Genomic DNA, 15,441 nt, shown 5'->3' with positions numbered 1-15,441 from the left:
CACTATGACAGGCATTAATCCGGTTTCATCAGGCAGCGGCGCTAACCCTGTGAACAATGACAGCCGAACGCTACAGGTCAACCAGGACCAATTTATTGAACTGTTCATCGCACAATTGAACAACCAGGATCCCCTGGCGCCGATGGACACAAACCAGATGCTGACCCAGCTTTCCCAAATATCCTCTGTTGAAAGCCTTAACTCGATTGACGATCGCATTGGTGGTTTGACCAGTTCACTTCAGCAGTCCCAGTCTCTGGGGGCTGCTGGACTGGTAGGGAAAGAAGTATGGGTTGAGTCCAACAGTCTGTCGGTAGAAGAGGCAGGTCAGTTCAGCGGAAGGACTGAGTTGCAGGTCAATGCTTCGGACGTCCTTATTCGGGTTTATACGCCGGATGGTAGTCTGGTTCAGTCCAAATCACTGGGTCAACAGTCCGCAGGTATCGTTCCATTCACTCTCGATGATCTTGTTCCCGGGCAATACACAGTCACGGCAACCGGAGTCAACGGTAATGAAGCATACAGCGGTACGCTGTCTATGAAATCTACGGTGTCTGGTATCAATATGACCAATGCCGGAGCTGAATTAAGGCTTGAGGGCATGGGATCTGTGCCACTGTCTTCTATCTCGATCATTGGCAACTGAGACTATCAGGGAGGGTAAGGAATGTCGTTTAGAATTGGGTTGACCGGATTAAATGCTGCACAGCAGGATCTGGAAATTGTCAGTAATAATATTGCCAACAGTAATACCATTGGCTTTAAAGGGTCCCGCGCAGAGTTTTCTGATGTTTATGCTTCTTCGATAGGAGGCGGTAATGGTCAGGTGGCAGGTGTTGAGGTGGCCTCTATCAGCCAGCAGTTCTCCCAGGGCAATATCACTTCCACAGAAAATGCTCTTGATATGGCGGTTAATGGTCAGGGTTTTTTCGTAGTTAATGACAATGGCCAAATGAATTACACCCGGGCAGGCTTCTTTCAGTTAGATGCCAATAATAACGTGGTGAATAATAAGGGCCTCAGGCTTCAGGGGTATTCAGCGGATGCATCGGGCAACGTACTGGCTGGTACCCAGACCGACCTGAAAATCAACCAGACCTCTATACCCGCTCAGGCTACTACCGATGTGGTGACGCTGGCTAATCTGGATGCCAGAACGGATGCCATTACTCCCGCTGTGCCAATAGACCCAACCAACCCGTCCACCTTTAATTCCACTATGGCATTTAATGTTAATGACAGTCTGGGTGGAAGCCACACCGTCAGTATGTATTTTGCAAAAACGGCAGATAACGCTTGGGACATTGAATTTTATTTTGACGGACAGGGGCCTGACTTGACCCAGCCTGTCACGTTTAATAACGATGGAACACTGGCAACGCCTGTCGGTGGCGGGGTAACTCTGGGTATTCCAGCCGGGGATGCCCGACTATCGGGTGCTGCTGCAATGAGCTTCGACATAGATATTTCAGATTTCACTCAGTTGGGCACTGACTCAGCGGTAAACCGGGTAACCCAGAATGGCTTTCCTCCGGGCTCACTCAACGGTATTCAGATTACTGCAGACGGTATTCTTCAGGCTCTTTACTCCAACGGACAAACTCAGGTTCAGGGGCAGATTGTTCTGGCTGATTTTGCTAACGACAGTGGTTTGATTCCTATGGGGGACAGTCTCTGGCAGTCGAGCTTCGCTTCAGGTAACCCAGCTTTGGGTATTCCGGGGGCCGGTGTTATGGGGTCACTGGAGTCAGGAGCACTGGAACAATCTAATGTCGATATATCCCTGCAACTGGTGCGTTTGATTGAGGCCCAGAGTAACTATCAGGCCAACGCCAAGACCATTGAAACCAGTAATAACCTTACCCAGGCACTGATGAATATTATCTGATGGATAAAGTACTTTATATCAGCACCGCCGGAGCCAATCTGGCCATGAAAGCCCAACAGGTGCATGCCAATAACCTGGCTAATGTTTCTACTCCCGGATTCCGCCGGGACTTTGTTAGCAGTATGGCTGTGGAAATGTCGGGTGATGGTCATGAAGGACGGGTGATGCCCAAGCTGCGTGGACTGGGTAGCCGTTTCGCCAGCGGCTCAATGGATACTACTGGTCGTGCAATGGATGTTGCGATCAGTGGCAGTGGCTGGTTTGCGGTCAAGGGCAGTGATGGCAATGAAGCATATACCCGTGCCGGACAGTTCAAAATAGATGATGAAGGCAATGTACTAACCGCCCGGGGGGATGCCGTTATCGGAGATGGCGGACCTCTTCAGTTACCGGATAATCAGTCTGTCTCCTTTGGTGTAGACGGTACAATAAGTATCGTGCCTGCTGAGGGCGGCAATCCTGTTCAGGTAGGCCAGTTAAAGCTGGTGAACCCGGCTATTACAGAAATTACCAAAGGCGCAGACGGGCTTTTTCGTTCTATTGATGGCGGAGAACTGGAGGCCGATCCGGAAGTCAGGTTACGAAGTGGTTTTCTTGAAGGCAGCAATGTGAATGCCCTGGAAGAAATGGTGTCGTTTTTAAGCCTCAGCCGTCAGTTTGAGGCCCAGATGAAGCTGATGAAAACCGCTGGAGACATGGCTTCTGCGGGTGACCGATTAGTCAGAGATCAGTAGCGGACAGCAAATAACAACTTATAGCTCAGAGGACGAGCCTATGAATCCCGCATTATGGGTCAGTAAGACAGGGCTGGCTGCTCAGGAAAAGCAGATGTCCATCATTTCCAACAACCTGGCCAACGTCAATACCATCGGTTTCAAACGTGATCGGGCCAGCTTTGAAGATCTCTTTTATCACATTGAAAAGCAGCCGGGGGCTCTGTCAGACCAGGACAACGAACTGCCTTCTGGCTTGCAGATAGGAACTGGCGTAAAAATTACCGGAACCCAGAAAGTGTTTACTCCCGGCAGTTATGAAACCACCAAACAGGCACTGGATGTGGCAATCATTGGTAATGGCTTTTTTCAGTTTACACAGCCCGATGGAACCGCTGCATTCTCCAGAAATGGTCAGTTTCACCTGAATGGAGATGGTCAAATAGTGAATGCCAGTGGTTTGCCTTTGGAACCGGGCATTACCGTACCCGCTGACGCCACCGGAATCAGTATTAGTGAAGATGGCATTGTTATGGCAACCATTCAGGGGCAGGTTGATCCGACAGAAATAGGCCAGATCAGCATTGCTAATTTTGTTAATCCGGCTGGTCTCGTGGCTCTGGGGGGGAATCTGTACCTGCAATCTGCCGCCAGTGGTGACGCGATAGAAGGCACTGCCGGTCAGGGAGGTCTGGGTTCGCTGAAACAGTTTACTCTGGAAACATCTAATGTCAGCTCAGTGGAAGAGCTGGTCAATATGATATCGGCACAGCGAGCCTATGAAATGAACTCCAAGGTCATTGCTGCGGCTGATGAAATGATGCAGTTCGTTAACCAGACTCTTTAACAGGGTTGGATAGAGGACAGAGAATGAGACTTCTGTGTTTTATAGCCATGTTTATGCTGTTTGGTTGTTCGAGTGCACCCCGCCAGGGTGACACCAAACCTGCTGGTCAACATCAGCAGGTGACAAAGGGCCCCGAACCTGAAGCGGAAAAAATGGTTGCTGATAACGCTGTTTTTCAAAAGGAAAGCTCCCACAACGAATCAGTTTATCCCAGTGGCAGCCTGTTTAATGCCAACTATGGCAACTTTATGTTCTCCGACCGCCGTGCCTACCGTCTGGGCGATATTCTGACCATCGAGCTGGAAGGTACCACGAATATCAGCATGAGTGGTTTAAGTAAAGTCGACAAAAATAATGCCATCAGCATTCCTGATCCGACCCTGTTGGGTAAAACCAGTGCAGCTATTCTTGGCGGGGGCCGATCTCTGGCCTTTGAAGTTCAGCCTTCCAGAAGTTACGGAGGCAATACTTCCGCCAGCCGTGGAAATAGCCTGAAGGGTAATATTGCCGTGAAGGTGGTCGAGGTTTTCAGTAATGGCACCCTGAGGGTTGAGGGAGAAAAATGGTTGACCATCAATTCGGGTAAGGAGCTGATCAAGATCAGCGGGCTGGTCCGTCCGGAAGATATCAAAACGGATAACAAGGTTTCGTCTGAGCGACTGGCTGAAGCAAAAATTGATTACGTGGCATTGGGCATTAACTCCGATGCCCATGAACCGGGCTGGGTGAGCAAAATGCTTAACAGCCCATGGTTTCCATTTTGACGGGAGTCACTATGTCTTTAACACGGTGGGGACTGATTTTTCTTATGCTCGTTGTGGCGGGCAATGCCAGTGCCCGTCGTTTGCTGGATATGGTGGATGTTGAAGGGGTCAGAAATAATCAGTTGATTGGTTACGGTCTGGTGGTCGGGCTTGATGGTACCGGAGATAAATCAGCATTCACCAAACAGTCGCTGGTGAACATGCTCAGAGAGTTTGGATTGACCATCAACAGTTCGGATGTGAATTCAAAAAATATTGCAGCGGTAACCGTCCATGCCAGCTTGCCTCCGTTTGCCCGTCCGGGTCAGAAAATAGATGTATCAGTGTCTTCTATTGGTGATGCCAAGAGCCTGAGAGGAGGAACTCTGCTCCTGACACCGATGAAAGGTATCAATGGTGAGGTGTTCGCAGTCGCCCAGGGAAGCCTGATTGTGGGCGGAGTTTCTGCTGAAGGGTTGGCAGGAACGGCGGATGCGCCCATCGCTGGTAGCCGTATACAGATTAACACTACCAACGGCGGTCGCATTCCCGGAGGTGCATTGGTTGAGCGTTCAGTGAAGAGCGCTTTTAACTTTGGGGAGCAGTTGGTACTGAATTTAAAAGAACCGAGCTATACCAATGCCCGCAGGGTAGTGACAGCCATTAATAATCACTTTGGCCCCAAAGTCGCCAATGCCAGCAATGGAGTTTCTATTCTGGTCTCGGCTCCCAGAGACAGTAGCCAGCGGGTGGCATTTATGTCCATGCTGGAAGGACTGAATGTTGAAACGGCAGATCCTTCGGCACGTATTATTTTCAATTCCAGAACAGGCACTGTGGTAATGGGCGAGCATGTTCGTGTTCGCCCGGCTGCAGTCAGTCATGGCAACCTCGTCGTTAAAGTCCGGCAGACAACCTCGGTATCACAACCAGGTGCATTCTCTCAGGGAGGTCAGACGGAAGCCATATTGAACAGTGATGTCACAATAGAAGAGCAGAATGCTGCCATCTATATGGTTAAAGAAGGCGTTACTTTGCAGGAAGTGGTCATGGCTATTAACGGTGTCGGAGCGACACCCACAGACTTGATGTCCATTCTCGAGGCTCTGAAAGCAGCCGGGGCTCTGGAAGCTGAGTTAATTGTGATTTAAATGGATTTACGATAAGGGCGTTCGATATGGATATTGGAAGCAGTCTGTCAGCTAAACATCTGGCCAATATTTATCAGCCGGAACCCGGTCAGGGAAAAGGTCCGGAAGACCTGAAAGAAGCAGCAGAGGCCTTTGAAGCCATATTTGTTAACGAATTACTCAAGAGTATGCGAAGAGCCAATGAAGCGATGATGAGCAGCTCAGACTTGCCGATGTCGGGTAAAGATGTGCAGTTTTTTCAATCGATGTTTGACAGCCATATTGCCGGACATCTGGGTAAAGAAGGCGGGCTGGGCATAGCTGAAGCACTGGTAAGGCAGTTGGGTGATAAAGACGACAGGCTTAATACTGAACGTTAATCGGGGTAGATGACATGAGTCTGACACAGATAGGTATTTCTGGATTACAGGCCAGCCAGACATCGCTTAATGTCGCCAGTAACAATATTGCCAATGCCGAAACAGAAGGCTATAGCCGTCAAAGAGTTTACTGGTTCCCGACTTACACTTTGCATCCGGGAGTCGGTACCAAGGGAACCGGTGTTAATGCATCCAGCGTCGACCGAATAGCCAATAGTTTTCTTACTGCCCAGATGTGGGAGAGTCAATCTCTGGCGGAAAAGACAGCCACTTTTTCGGGATACATCGACTCGCTGGATAAATGGTTGGGCGATGACAGCACATCGCTTACCTCAGGCCTTGAGAGTTTCTTTACAACACTTAATGGCGCAACGGTTGATCCTTATTCCAGTGCTGCCAGACAAGTCATACTCAGCGAAAGTAATAAGCTGGCTCAGCAGTTTACAACACTGAATAACCAAATTGTCGGTCATCAGGGTTTAGCCGGGAGGCAATTGGAGGCTTCGGTTGCAGAAGCGAATGGTTTGCTGGCAAATATAGCGGGCTTTAATGACCAACTAAAGAAGATCAGTGCCAGTGGTGAGGTTGCCAACGAGATGCTTGACCAAAGGGATCTCGCCGTCAAAGAATTATCAAAGCTGATGGGCATCAATGTTCTGGAGCAGCCTGATGGCAATCTCAATATTTACCTGAAATCAGGTCAGCCACTGCTGATCGGTGATCAGAGAAACAGCCTGAGTGTTACCGGCTCAGCCAGCCATCCTGATGGCTTTTCATTGGCGTTTGAAAGTGATTCTGCCTCCCTTCAGGTGCACGGTGATCCGGGGGGCAGCATTGGCGGCATCCTGAATTACCAGAATGGCACTTTAAGACAGGCTCAGAATGAGATTGGGCGTCTGGCAGTAGTCATAGCTTCGACGATCAATGCCCAGCTAAGACTTGGGGAGGATGTCAATGGCAACTCCGGCGTGGATCTTTTTTCTGATCTGACTAATCCTGCCAGTGGTATCTTTTCGCTGGATGTCGCCTCCACCTCAGTGTCCGATATGAGAATTACTGACAGTTCCCAGCTGAAAGCCAGTGACTATGATCTGCGGGTAGATAACACCGGCAACTATGTTATTACCCGGTTGAGCGATGGGGTTCAGTTCAGTGGCAGCTTGTCCGGAGCAGGTACTGATACCCTGAGTTTTGATGGCGTTGAGATTGATATCAACGGTGCCGCTACTGATCAGGCTTACCGGTTGTCACCGGTGCGTTATGGTGCAAGAGATATTGATGCTGTTCTGACGGAACCTTTTGCTCTGGCTCTGGCAGCACCGGGTAGTGGTGTGGCCGATAATTCGAACTTGCAGACAATTCTGCAACTTCAGAATGATGCTCTGATAGAGGGGCAAAGTAGCCTGACTGAAAGCTATACCCGGTTTATTGGCGATATTGCGGTACAAACTTCTCAGGCGAAAACAGAAGCCGATGGTGGTAAAAAACTGTTTGAGCAGGCTGAAGCAAGCCGCAATGCCTACAGTGGTGTCAATCTGGATGAAGAGGCTGCCAACCTTTTACGCTTTCAGCAACTCTACAGTGCTAATGCTCAGGTAATTTCAGTGGCCCGGCAGACATTTGATTCATTGCTCAGAATGTTCTGATAAAGACAGGGAGCCAAAAATATGCGTATCAGCAGCATCAATTTCAATAATGTCATGCTCAGGGCTATGCAGGACGGTATGGCCAGACTGGCTGTAACCAATGAACAGATGGCATCCGGAAAACGTATCCTGCAACCCTCGGATGACTCCGTTGATACAGTCAAAATTCTTCAGATCAAGAATGAAGTAACGGCTATAAAACAGTATGAAGATAATATTGATTCGGCCAGAAGAATACTGCAGCAGCAAGATGTTTTATACAGTGGAATGACTGAGCAATTATGGCGTGCCAGAGACATTATTTTGCAGTCCAGAAACGGCACTCTGACTGATCAGGACTATGAGCCATTGGCAGAGGAGCTGAATACGATTGCTCAGTCTTTGCTGAGCCTGGCCAATTATCAGCAGGCAGACGGGCAGTACATTTTCTCCGGAACCCTGAGCACTCAGAAGCCTGTTGACGAAGTCGCTGGTGATTATTCATACAATGGCAATAATAACCTTCGTCTGGTCAATATCAGTGGCTCTGCCCAGGTGACATTCAATGAGTCGGCAGAAAATCTATTTTTCGACCCAACCGCTACACCACCGATAGACAGTATCTTTGACGCCCTGTCTGGTGCGGTGGATGAACTGAGAAACCCTGTGAGTCTGAATGCCGTTCTGTCAGACGCGATGACATGGATTGATGCCACTCTGGACAGGGTAGGGATCGCCCAGACCAAGGCAGGCAGTAATCAGACTGTGCTTGATCGGGTGGGTGAAAGCCATGCCGATATCAAACTGATGCTGGAAAAACTTCATTCATCTCTGGAAGATGTTGATATGACGAAGGCCGCCACTGATTTGGCTCAGCAGCAGACCCTTCTCAGTGCCAGCCAGCAGGTTTATGCCAACATCAAGCAACTGTCTCTGTTCAATTATTTCTGACGGGCCATTGGCAAAAAAAAATCCCCATTTCAGGGAATTTAAGATTTTTTGACACCTTGCCGATTGGAGTTCTGTACCCATCACAGACGAGTGGTGAAAAGCATGCCGGGAATAAATCGCACCGGGTCAAAAAAAGCAGCCAGTCCAATAGCAGGCCAAAGTGCAGTCAAAAATGATGTAAAAGCAGCCGCGCCTCCCAAGGTCAATGATGATCGTTTAAGGTTGAGCGGTGAAGCCCAGAATATTGAAGAACTGTTCCAATCTCTGTCAGACATAGATGAAATTGACAGGAAAAAAGTGGAGAGCATTCGGCTAGCGATTAAAAAAGGAGAAATGCCGGTCGATTATCAAATGCTTGCCAACAAAATTCTGGAGCTTTCCGATGACTTTGATGACCACAGAAAAGAATGACAATAAAAGTGGTACTTATAGCGTTTCTGTTGAAAAAAAACTGCTGGGCAATATCCGTGATGCACTGGCTTTAACCCGCAAACTGGAAGTTGTTCTGAGCAAGGCCCATAACCTGATGCTGGAAAGGAATATTGCAGCTCTGGAAACGCATCTTGAAACTCAGGTCAAACTGTTGGACATGCTGCACCTGAATGCTTCCCTGAGAGAGCATTATTTGAAAGAAGCGGGGCTGTCACCGGACCCGGCAGGTATACGATCATTTCTGCAAATTATATGTTCTACACCCAAAGCTGAAGCCACACTGAAACAATGGCATCAACTGGAAATTACAGCAGGCCGCTGCCGTAGTCTGAATCAGGCAAACGGCAAGCTCTTGAGTCGTCTGGCGGCCAGCACTAACCAGATTATTGATGTGGTTTTTTCCAGTCAGGAACCCTCGCCCTACAACCAGCAGGGCATCTGTGAAAGAAAGCTGGGCTGATCAGCATGTTGTTTTCTGATGATTTGCGGCGATTTCGGAAACTGTTGATTTTTGGCCTCGCGATTTTTGGTTTCTCCTTGTTGCTGCTTTCCCGATCATCAGCCAACTCAGTCAGAGAATTCCCTCAGGAACTCACCCTGCATAAGTGGGAGTTGACCACTTCCCGTTTCCAGTGTCGCCTGAACAGCAACGTGACAGGGCTGGGCAGTATCGTTCTGAATGCGGCTGCCGGAGGTGTGCATTATATAACCCTGGAACCGGATTTTTTTATTAAAGAAGCCCGGCATATTCGTGTTGCGGTTCAACAATCCCCCTGGCGTCATAGCCATTACCTGAACGCTCTCGGAGGTGTTGAAGCAGAGCCGGATAAACAGTTTGAAATGAGAATCAATGTTGCCCGTGTTGTTGAAGATCTGCAGCAGGGGCATCAGCTGGTTGTTGAGATTCAGAGGGAAGCAGTAAACCCTGTTCATATTAAAATACCCGCTATGAATTTCCAAAAAACAGCAGCAACATTTTATCAATGTTATGGAGAATTGCTGGCTCTGAACTACGAACAGGCAAAAGAAACACTGCTCTATTACCCGTCATCAAGATCCCATATAAGCCCGGAACAATTGTCACATCTTGATGACCTGGCCACCTATATTCTGGTGGATAAAAGTATCACCAATGTTGCTATTGACGCTCACACAGACTCCCGGGGTGACAGGCTGGAAAACCTTCAGCTGTCAAAAGTGCGTGCAAGCCGGGTTTATAGATATTTACGATCAAAAGGTATTTCCGAACAGCGTCTTACCATGCGCTTTCATGGTGACCGCTATCCTGTAGCCACCAATACGACTGTTGCAGGAAGAAATAAAAACCGACGGGTAAAGATTACCCTGAGCCGCCGATAAATAATTCTGACAATAAATCGTCAACTGACGGAAAGAGCCTGTGCTTACCGGGCACTTTTACAGAACAACATTTCACAGAACAACAGTGGATGGCGGCTCAATGGACATCAAAGGTCTAAACCCGGATTCCCTCAGTGTACTCCTGAAAAACCGACCTGCTCCGATTTTACCTTCCTCAGTTGCATCTGAAGGCATGACTACCAACGGTTTTGGCAATCTGCTGCAACAGGCCATTGAAAAGGTTAATGATCTGCAACAAGAGTCCAGCGGCATGATGCACAAGATTGAAACCGGGGAAAGTGATGACCTCATGGGCACCATGATTGCCATGCAGAAATCCAGTATTTCCTTTCAGGCATTGATGCAGGTTCGCAATAAGGCAGTGACTGCTTACGAAGACATCATGCGCATGCAGATCTAAGGTAGAAAAATACCATGGCAGAATCAGAAACAAATGCCACCCCGGAGCAGGCACCAGAAGAAAAAGAAGTGAAGCCTGTTTGGCGTGAAGCACTGGACAGGGTGTCCGAAGTTCTGAAAAACAATCGTAACTATCAAGTGGTGCTGATGGTCTTGTTTGCAGTATCGGTTGCCCTGATGTCGGTTTTCTGGCTCTGGTCACAATCTCCGGATTACCAGCCACTGTATGGCAATCAGGAACTCTATGATGTGGCCAGTGTGGTCAATGTACTGGAACAAAACAGTATTGCTTATAAAATTCACCCGGCTTCGGGTCAGGTCATGGTGGATGTCGGCAGGCTCTCCGATGCCCGTATGCAGCTGGCTGTATCGGGCGTTCAGGCAAGAACGCCGGAAGGACTGGAAACGCTCGATGGGCAGGAAATCGGTACCAGCCAGTTTGTGGAAAATGTCCGTTACCGGCGTGGTCTTGAAGGCGAGCTGGCTCAGACCATTATCAGCCTGAAACCCGTCCGCAATGCCCGAATCCACCTGGCTCTGCCCAAACAGAGCAGTTTTATTCGCAAACAGGGAAAACCATCGGCCTCAGTGTTTGTCGATCTGTTTCCAGGATACAGGTTGAGCAATGAGCAGATTGAAGGCATTGTGAATCTGGTGGCCGCCAGTGTCACTAATATGAATCGCAGCGATGTTTCTGTTATTGACCAGTCCGGCAAACTGCTCTCTTCAGATGTTTTATTGGGTAACAGTGTGCTCAGTGAAGCCAGTAAACAGCTGGACTTCAAGCGTCAGGTTGAAGCTCATTTTCAACAGCGCATCAGTGCCCTGCTTGAACCTCTGGTGGGGTCTGTCAATTTCAGGGCCCAGGTTACCGCCAATGTGGATTTTGAACAGGTGGTGCAAACGGTAGAGCAATATGAGCCCGGTGCTCCCGTGTTAAGAAGTGAGCAGGGAAAGGAAGTGCTTAATAGCGGGCAGGGAGCCAGAGGCATACCCGGTGCTCTCGCTAATCAGCCACCGGAAGAAGGGGAGCAAGCTCAGGCGGAGCAGGGCAATAATACTCATTCAGAGTTTGTCCGCAACTATGAAGTAGACAAAGTGATCAGGCAGGTGGCCAATCAGCAGGGCAGAGTACAGAAACTCAGCGTTGCCGTTGTTCTCAATGAGCAGCCCGATGAAGCTCTGGGTATTGGTAATTGGGATCAGGCAAGAATTGCCACGATTCAACAAATGATTATTGATGCGACAGGTATTGATCAGGCTCGTGGTGATCAGATCAGTATTCATACCGCACCGTTTGTGCCAGTCACTCATGTTGAACCTGTCGGGCTGGCCTGGTGGCAACAGCCGCAGGTGCTCTACTACGTCAAATATGGTTGCGGTACTTTGCTGGGGATTCTTGTGATTATGTTTCTTTTAAGACCCATGATGAAACAGATCACTATCAAGATGGATGAGCCAGCCGTGTTACCTCAAATCTCTGAGGAAACGGATTCTACCCAGTTCGACCAGCAAGGCAGGAAAGTAATATTTGATGACACTTTTGATCTTTTGCCGCCTGAGTTGGCAGATTTTGAAACTCAGGTGACTCAGATGCGAGAACTGTCGTCCAAGGCCCCTGCCAGGGTAGCACAGGTGATCAAGCTATGGATGAACAGTTATGAGTGATAATCAAAGAACCTTGCCATCAAGGCCGCCGACTCCCAAAGACATTGCTATCCTGCTTCTCAGTCTGGGGGAAAAAGGTGCGGCGCAGGTATTCAAACACCTTAGCCAGCGGGAAGTTCGACAGATCAGCACGACCATGGCGACCATCGCACCCCTGAAAAGAGATCAGGTTCAGGAAGTTCTGGACCTGTTTTTCCACACTTATCGGTATGACAGCGCCCTTTCTGGTTCCTCCAAAGGATATATTGACAAGACCTTGAAGATGGCTTTGGGTGACAAAGAAGCCAAAGGTGTCATGGACTCTATTTTTGGCGGTGAGAGCAACAGTCTGGAAGCGATGAAATGGATGGACTCGGGAACCATCACCGAACTGATTGTTGATGAGCACCCGCAACTTCAGGCAGTGGTTTTGACCTATCTGGGAGCTACACAGGCTACCGACGTATTAATGCGCCTTCCAGCCAAAAGTCACCAGGATCTATTGTCACGAGTAGCCCGACTGCAGGAATTACATCCATCCATCCTTGAAGAACTCAACATTATATTTGATGCCAATATCGGCAAAATGAGCACCAGTCAGAATACCACCGTCAGTGGTCTTCGTCAGGTGGCCGATATAATGAACCGGATGAACGACACTTCGGTGCAGAGTCTGTTGAGTTACTTTAAGGAGCAGGATAAGAAACTGGCTGAGCAGATTGAACAACAAATGTTCCTCTTTGAACACCTTATGCGTCTGGACGAAGATGCACTGCGTAAGGTTATGGCGGAGGTCAGCCAGGATATTCTGGCTCTGGCGCTCAAAGGGGCCGCTCAGGAGATGATTGATGTCGTTGTAGGTACCATGACCAAGCGAAGCGCCAAATTCCTGCTTGAAGATATTGAAAATCTTGGCGCGGTTCGTGCCAGTCAGGTTCAGTCTGCCCGCAACGATGTGCTTCGGGCAGCGCGACAGCTGGCTGCATCCGGTGAGATAGAGCTGATCTTTAATGATGAGGACGAGATGATCGGTTAATGCCAATCAATACCCATCACTTTCTTCATACTAATAACAACAGGTTGGTTCATGACAAACAGACAAAAAATATGGCAGCCTGAAACAGCGGCCTTCAAACGGTTTCTCTTTCCGGTTCACCAAAAGCCCGGTGAGTTTCAGAATTCAGAAACATCAGAGGCTCCAGAGATAACTCAACAACCAGACTATAGTGCTTCTCAGCCTGTCGATAAGGTTCAGAATACAGTACCGACATCACAGGAATCCGTTGAACCCTCTGCTGAAGTTCTGCAAAGTATTCTGGAGCAGGGTATTGAGAAAGGCTATGCCAAAGGTGTGGAAGAAGGCCGTCGAATGGGCTTTGAAGAGGGCAGAGAGCTGGGCGTCAAAGAAGGTGGGCGTATTGCCACTGAGGAGCAGAAAAAACTGGTATCCCTGTTGCGAAAAGAAATGTCTGAATTTCGCTCTGGTGCCAGTTATGGTCGCGACGAAAAGATCAGCTGGCTTGGAAAAGTAATAGAAGAAACCTGTCGCCAGGTGGTGCGTCGTGAGCTGATGACTTCTCCGGAACAGATCGTCTCTGTCATCAGGGAAACTCTGAGTATCATGCCTGAGGATGCTCAGTACACCATCCATGTGAATCCGGTCAACGCGGAGTTGCTCAAACAACTCAAGCCAGATTTTGGTGCGGCCTGGCAGGTCGTCGAAGATCAGGAATTACCAATGCACGACTGCCGGATCATTTCCAGCCAGACAGAAGCGGAAGCTCGAATGGAATCCCGGCTGGTGGAGTGTCTGGATATTATTCGTGAAAACTTGCCTGGCGCAATGGAGGACGCGGGTTAATGTCGCTCTCTGATGAACTTATTCAAAAACTGAAGTCAGTGCCTGTTGCCAAAATGTCCGGGAGGATATCGGCGATTAAAGGTCTTCTTCTGGAAGCTAAAGGATTACGATTACCCATCGGACAGCTTTGCCATATCAACATGCAGAGTGGCCGTCAGGTGGAGGCAGAAGTGGTTGGATTTGACGGTGCCAGTCAGTTTCTGATGCCTCTCTCAACGACAATGGAAGGTCTGGCTGCCGGAGACAGAATAATTCCCGTCTCTCTCAATCACACCATGCCTGTGGGTGAAGAGTTGTTGGGGCGGGTGGTAGATGCCATGGGTAAGCCGCTTGATTCCAATGTTCTGAGTTTATCTGACCGAATCTCAATTCATTCCTCCCCCTTGAATCCTATGAGCAGAAAGCCGGTCGATGAGCCACTGGAAGTGGGCGTAAGAGTGATCGACAGTCTGCTGACTTTAGGAAAAGGACAGCGAGTAGGGTTGTTTGCTGGCAGTGGCGTTGGTAAAAGCACACTGATGGGCATGATGACGCGCAATACCCGGGCGGATGTTACTGTTGTCGGTCTGATCGGTGAACGTAGTCGCGAAGTAAAGGAGTTTGTTGATCAGATTCTGGGTATGGAAGGTCGGGAAAAAGCCGTTGTGGTGGCTTCACCCGGGGATGAATCGCCTGTCCGCAGAATCCGTGCTGCACTTTATTGTCACCAAATAGCAGAGTATTTCAGAGATCAGGGCAAAACGGTTCTGCTGCTGATGGACTCCCTGACCCGATATGCCCAGGCTCACCGTGAAATTGCGCTGGCTGTGGGTGAGGCTCCGGCAGCGAAAGGTTTTCCTCCTTCAGTATTTAGCAAGATTCCGATACTGCTGGAGCGGGCCGGAACGGGAATAGGTGAAGGTTCAGTAACGGCCATCTATACCGTACTGGCAGAAGGTGATGATATGCAGGAGCCCGTGGTAGATACTGCCCGCTCCATTCTGGATGGACATATTGTGCTCAGTCGCGAGCTGGCTGAAAGAGGACATTTCCCGGCCATTGATCTGGAAGCCTCCATCAGCAGAACCATGTCTCAGCTGATAACAGAAGAACATGAAAAGTGTGCTCAGGCGTTCCGACGCTATCACAACCGGTATAATGAATTCAGAGAACTTATGGCTATCGGGGCTTACAAACCCGGAGCAGATACCGAGCTTGATAAAGCTATTGAACATCGTCCGCAGATGGAACGTTTTTTACAGCAAAGCCGTTATGAACAGGTTGATCTCTCTGGTAGCATTCAACAACTGATAAATATCTGGCAGCCTGATCAGGTTGTTACCTCATGAGCAAGGCGCGGCGTCTGGAAAAAGCCCGGTCCGCACTGGAAAAAAAGAGCCAGTTCACTGAAAGAGAGAAACAGCACGCGGAACAGAGTCTGGCCTCTCTCAATACCCAGAAAAAGT

General features: G+C 49.0%; 17 protein-coding genes. All 17 read left to right on the top strand.

Annotation, left to right across the window (positions count from 1 at the left end; translation table 11 throughout):
• The first annotated feature begins 4 nt into the window (after positions 1-4).
• The 17 genes from KDK19_RS24035 (at position 5) to KDK19_RS23955 (ending at position 15,324) form a co-directional block, all read left to right on the top strand.
• Positions 5-646 (top strand): flagellar hook assembly protein FlgD, encoded by a 642-nt coding sequence (locus tag KDK19_RS24035; protein ID WP_257280604.1) that lies wholly within the window; start codon positions 5-7, stop codon positions 644-646.
• A 21-nt stretch (positions 647-667) separates the two neighbouring features.
• The gene (flgE, locus tag KDK19_RS24030) at positions 668-1,888 is read left to right on the top strand and encodes a flagellar hook protein FlgE (protein WP_257275879.1); all 1,221 of its coding nucleotides are present in this window, start codon (positions 668-670) and stop codon (positions 1,886-1,888) included.
• Complete coding sequence (gene flgF, locus KDK19_RS24025) at positions 1,888-2,622, top strand: flagellar basal-body rod protein FlgF (RefSeq protein ID WP_257293113.1); 735 nt, start codon at positions 1,888-1,890, stop codon at positions 2,620-2,622. The genes flgE and flgF overlap by 1 nt, the downstream gene beginning before the upstream one ends.
• A 40-nt stretch (positions 2,623-2,662) precedes the next feature.
• On the top strand, positions 2,663-3,448 hold the full coding sequence (gene flgG, locus KDK19_RS24020) for a flagellar basal-body rod protein FlgG (protein ID WP_257280606.1): 786 nt from the start codon (positions 2,663-2,665) through the stop codon (positions 3,446-3,448).
• A gap of 23 nt (positions 3,449-3,471) precedes the next feature.
• The gene (locus KDK19_RS24015) at positions 3,472-4,212 is read left to right on the top strand and encodes a flagellar basal body L-ring protein FlgH (RefSeq protein ID WP_257293112.1); all 741 of its coding nucleotides are present in this window, start codon (positions 3,472-3,474) and stop codon (positions 4,210-4,212) included.
• Between the two features lie 11 nt (positions 4,213-4,223).
• A complete protein-coding gene (locus KDK19_RS24010; protein ID WP_257275885.1) occupies positions 4,224-5,342 on the top strand; it encodes a flagellar basal body P-ring protein FlgI in 1,119 nt (372 codons plus the stop codon).
• A 26-nt stretch (positions 5,343-5,368) separates the two neighbouring features.
• Positions 5,369-5,701, top strand: a complete 333-nt coding sequence (locus KDK19_RS24005) for a rod-binding protein (protein WP_257275887.1) — start codon at positions 5,369-5,371, stop codon at positions 5,699-5,701.
• A 14-nt stretch (positions 5,702-5,715) separates the two neighbouring features.
• Positions 5,716-7,347 carry a flagellar hook-associated protein FlgK gene (gene flgK / locus KDK19_RS24000; RefSeq protein ID WP_257280608.1) on the top strand — a complete coding sequence of 544 codons (1,632 nt, stop codon included), beginning with the start codon at positions 5,716-5,718 and terminating at the stop codon, positions 7,345-7,347.
• A gap of 21 nt (positions 7,348-7,368) precedes the next feature.
• Positions 7,369-8,277, top strand: a complete 909-nt coding sequence (flgL, locus tag KDK19_RS23995) for a flagellar hook-associated protein FlgL (RefSeq protein WP_257275890.1) — start codon at positions 7,369-7,371, stop codon at positions 8,275-8,277.
• Between the two features lie 102 nt (positions 8,278-8,379).
• Complete coding sequence (gene flgM, locus KDK19_RS23990) at positions 8,380-8,688, top strand: flagellar biosynthesis anti-sigma factor FlgM (RefSeq protein WP_257275892.1); 309 nt, start codon at positions 8,380-8,382, stop codon at positions 8,686-8,688.
• Complete coding sequence (gene flgN / locus KDK19_RS23985; RefSeq protein WP_257280609.1) at positions 8,660-9,169, top strand: flagellar protein FlgN; 510 nt, start codon at positions 8,660-8,662, stop codon at positions 9,167-9,169. Before flgM ends, flgN begins: the two co-directional genes overlap by 29 nt.
• Before the next feature lie 5 nt (positions 9,170-9,174).
• Entirely contained in the window at positions 9,175-10,068 is an 894-nt protein-coding gene (locus KDK19_RS23980; protein ID WP_257288091.1) for an OmpA family protein, read from the top strand.
• A gap of 100 nt (positions 10,069-10,168) precedes the next feature.
• A complete protein-coding gene (fliE, locus tag KDK19_RS23975) occupies positions 10,169-10,489 on the top strand; it encodes a flagellar hook-basal body complex protein FliE (RefSeq protein ID WP_257288090.1) in 321 nt (106 codons plus the stop codon).
• A gap of 14 nt (positions 10,490-10,503) precedes the next feature.
• The gene (gene fliF / locus KDK19_RS23970; protein ID WP_257275898.1) at positions 10,504-12,156 is read left to right on the top strand and encodes a flagellar basal-body MS-ring/collar protein FliF; all 1,653 of its coding nucleotides are present in this window, start codon (positions 10,504-10,506) and stop codon (positions 12,154-12,156) included.
• Complete coding sequence (fliG, locus tag KDK19_RS23965; RefSeq protein WP_257275899.1) at positions 12,149-13,171, top strand: flagellar motor switch protein FliG; 1,023 nt, start codon at positions 12,149-12,151, stop codon at positions 13,169-13,171. The genes fliF and fliG overlap by 8 nt, the downstream gene beginning before the upstream one ends.
• Before the next feature lie 51 nt (positions 13,172-13,222).
• Positions 13,223-13,996, top strand: a complete 774-nt coding sequence (locus KDK19_RS23960; RefSeq protein WP_257293111.1) for a FliH/SctL family protein — start codon at positions 13,223-13,225, stop codon at positions 13,994-13,996.
• Complete coding sequence (locus KDK19_RS23955; protein ID WP_257293110.1) at positions 13,996-15,324, top strand: FliI/YscN family ATPase; 1,329 nt, start codon at positions 13,996-13,998, stop codon at positions 15,322-15,324. Before KDK19_RS23960 ends, KDK19_RS23955 begins: the two co-directional genes overlap by 1 nt.
• Positions 15,325-15,441 lie beyond the last annotated feature (117 nt).

The organism is Endozoicomonas sp. ONNA1, from assembly GCF_024606325.1.
GTDB lineage: Bacteria > Pseudomonadota > Gammaproteobacteria > Pseudomonadales > Endozoicomonadaceae > Endozoicomonas_A.
This window is presented reverse-complemented; position numbering and strand designations above follow the sequence as displayed.

What these genes read in the sequence shown, in the direction of transcription:
- flgE (WP_257275879.1), top strand. Translation starts at nt 668, where the DNA reads ATGTCGTTTAGAATTGGGTTGACCGGATTAAATGCTGCACAGCAGGAT.
- flgL (WP_257275890.1), top strand. Translation starts at nt 7,369, where the DNA reads ATGCGTATCAGCAGCATCAATTTCAATAATGTCATGCTCAGGGCTATG.
- flgG (WP_257280606.1), top strand. Translation starts at nt 2,663, where the DNA reads ATGAATCCCGCATTATGGGTCAGTAAGACAGGGCTGGCTGCTCAGGAA.
- KDK19_RS24005 (WP_257275887.1), top strand. Translation starts at nt 5,369, where the DNA reads ATGGATATTGGAAGCAGTCTGTCAGCTAAACATCTGGCCAATATTTAT.
- fliE (WP_257288090.1), top strand. Translation starts at nt 10,169, where the DNA reads ATGGACATCAAAGGTCTAAACCCGGATTCCCTCAGTGTACTCCTGAAA.
- flgK (WP_257280608.1), top strand. Translation starts at nt 5,716, where the DNA reads ATGAGTCTGACACAGATAGGTATTTCTGGATTACAGGCCAGCCAGACA.
- KDK19_RS23960 (WP_257293111.1), top strand. Translation starts at nt 13,223, where the DNA reads ATGACAAACAGACAAAAAATATGGCAGCCTGAAACAGCGGCCTTCAAA.
- flgM (WP_257275892.1), top strand. Translation starts at nt 8,380, where the DNA reads ATGCCGGGAATAAATCGCACCGGGTCAAAAAAAGCAGCCAGTCCAATA.
- KDK19_RS23980 (WP_257288091.1), top strand. Translation starts at nt 9,175, where the DNA reads ATGTTGTTTTCTGATGATTTGCGGCGATTTCGGAAACTGTTGATTTTT.
- flgF (WP_257293113.1), top strand. Translation starts at nt 1,888, where the DNA reads ATGGATAAAGTACTTTATATCAGCACCGCCGGAGCCAATCTGGCCATG.
- KDK19_RS24015 (WP_257293112.1), top strand. Translation starts at nt 3,472, where the DNA reads ATGAGACTTCTGTGTTTTATAGCCATGTTTATGCTGTTTGGTTGTTCG.
- KDK19_RS24010 (WP_257275885.1), top strand. Translation starts at nt 4,224, where the DNA reads ATGTCTTTAACACGGTGGGGACTGATTTTTCTTATGCTCGTTGTGGCG.
- fliF (WP_257275898.1), top strand. Translation starts at nt 10,504, where the DNA reads ATGGCAGAATCAGAAACAAATGCCACCCCGGAGCAGGCACCAGAAGAA.
- KDK19_RS23955 (WP_257293110.1), top strand. Translation starts at nt 13,996, where the DNA reads ATGTCGCTCTCTGATGAACTTATTCAAAAACTGAAGTCAGTGCCTGTT.
- fliG (WP_257275899.1), top strand. Translation starts at nt 12,149, where the DNA reads ATGAGTGATAATCAAAGAACCTTGCCATCAAGGCCGCCGACTCCCAAA.
- KDK19_RS24035 (WP_257280604.1), top strand. Translation starts at nt 5, where the DNA reads ATGACAGGCATTAATCCGGTTTCATCAGGCAGCGGCGCTAACCCTGTG.
- flgN (WP_257280609.1), top strand. Translation starts at nt 8,660, where the DNA reads ATGACTTTGATGACCACAGAAAAGAATGACAATAAAAGTGGTACTTAT.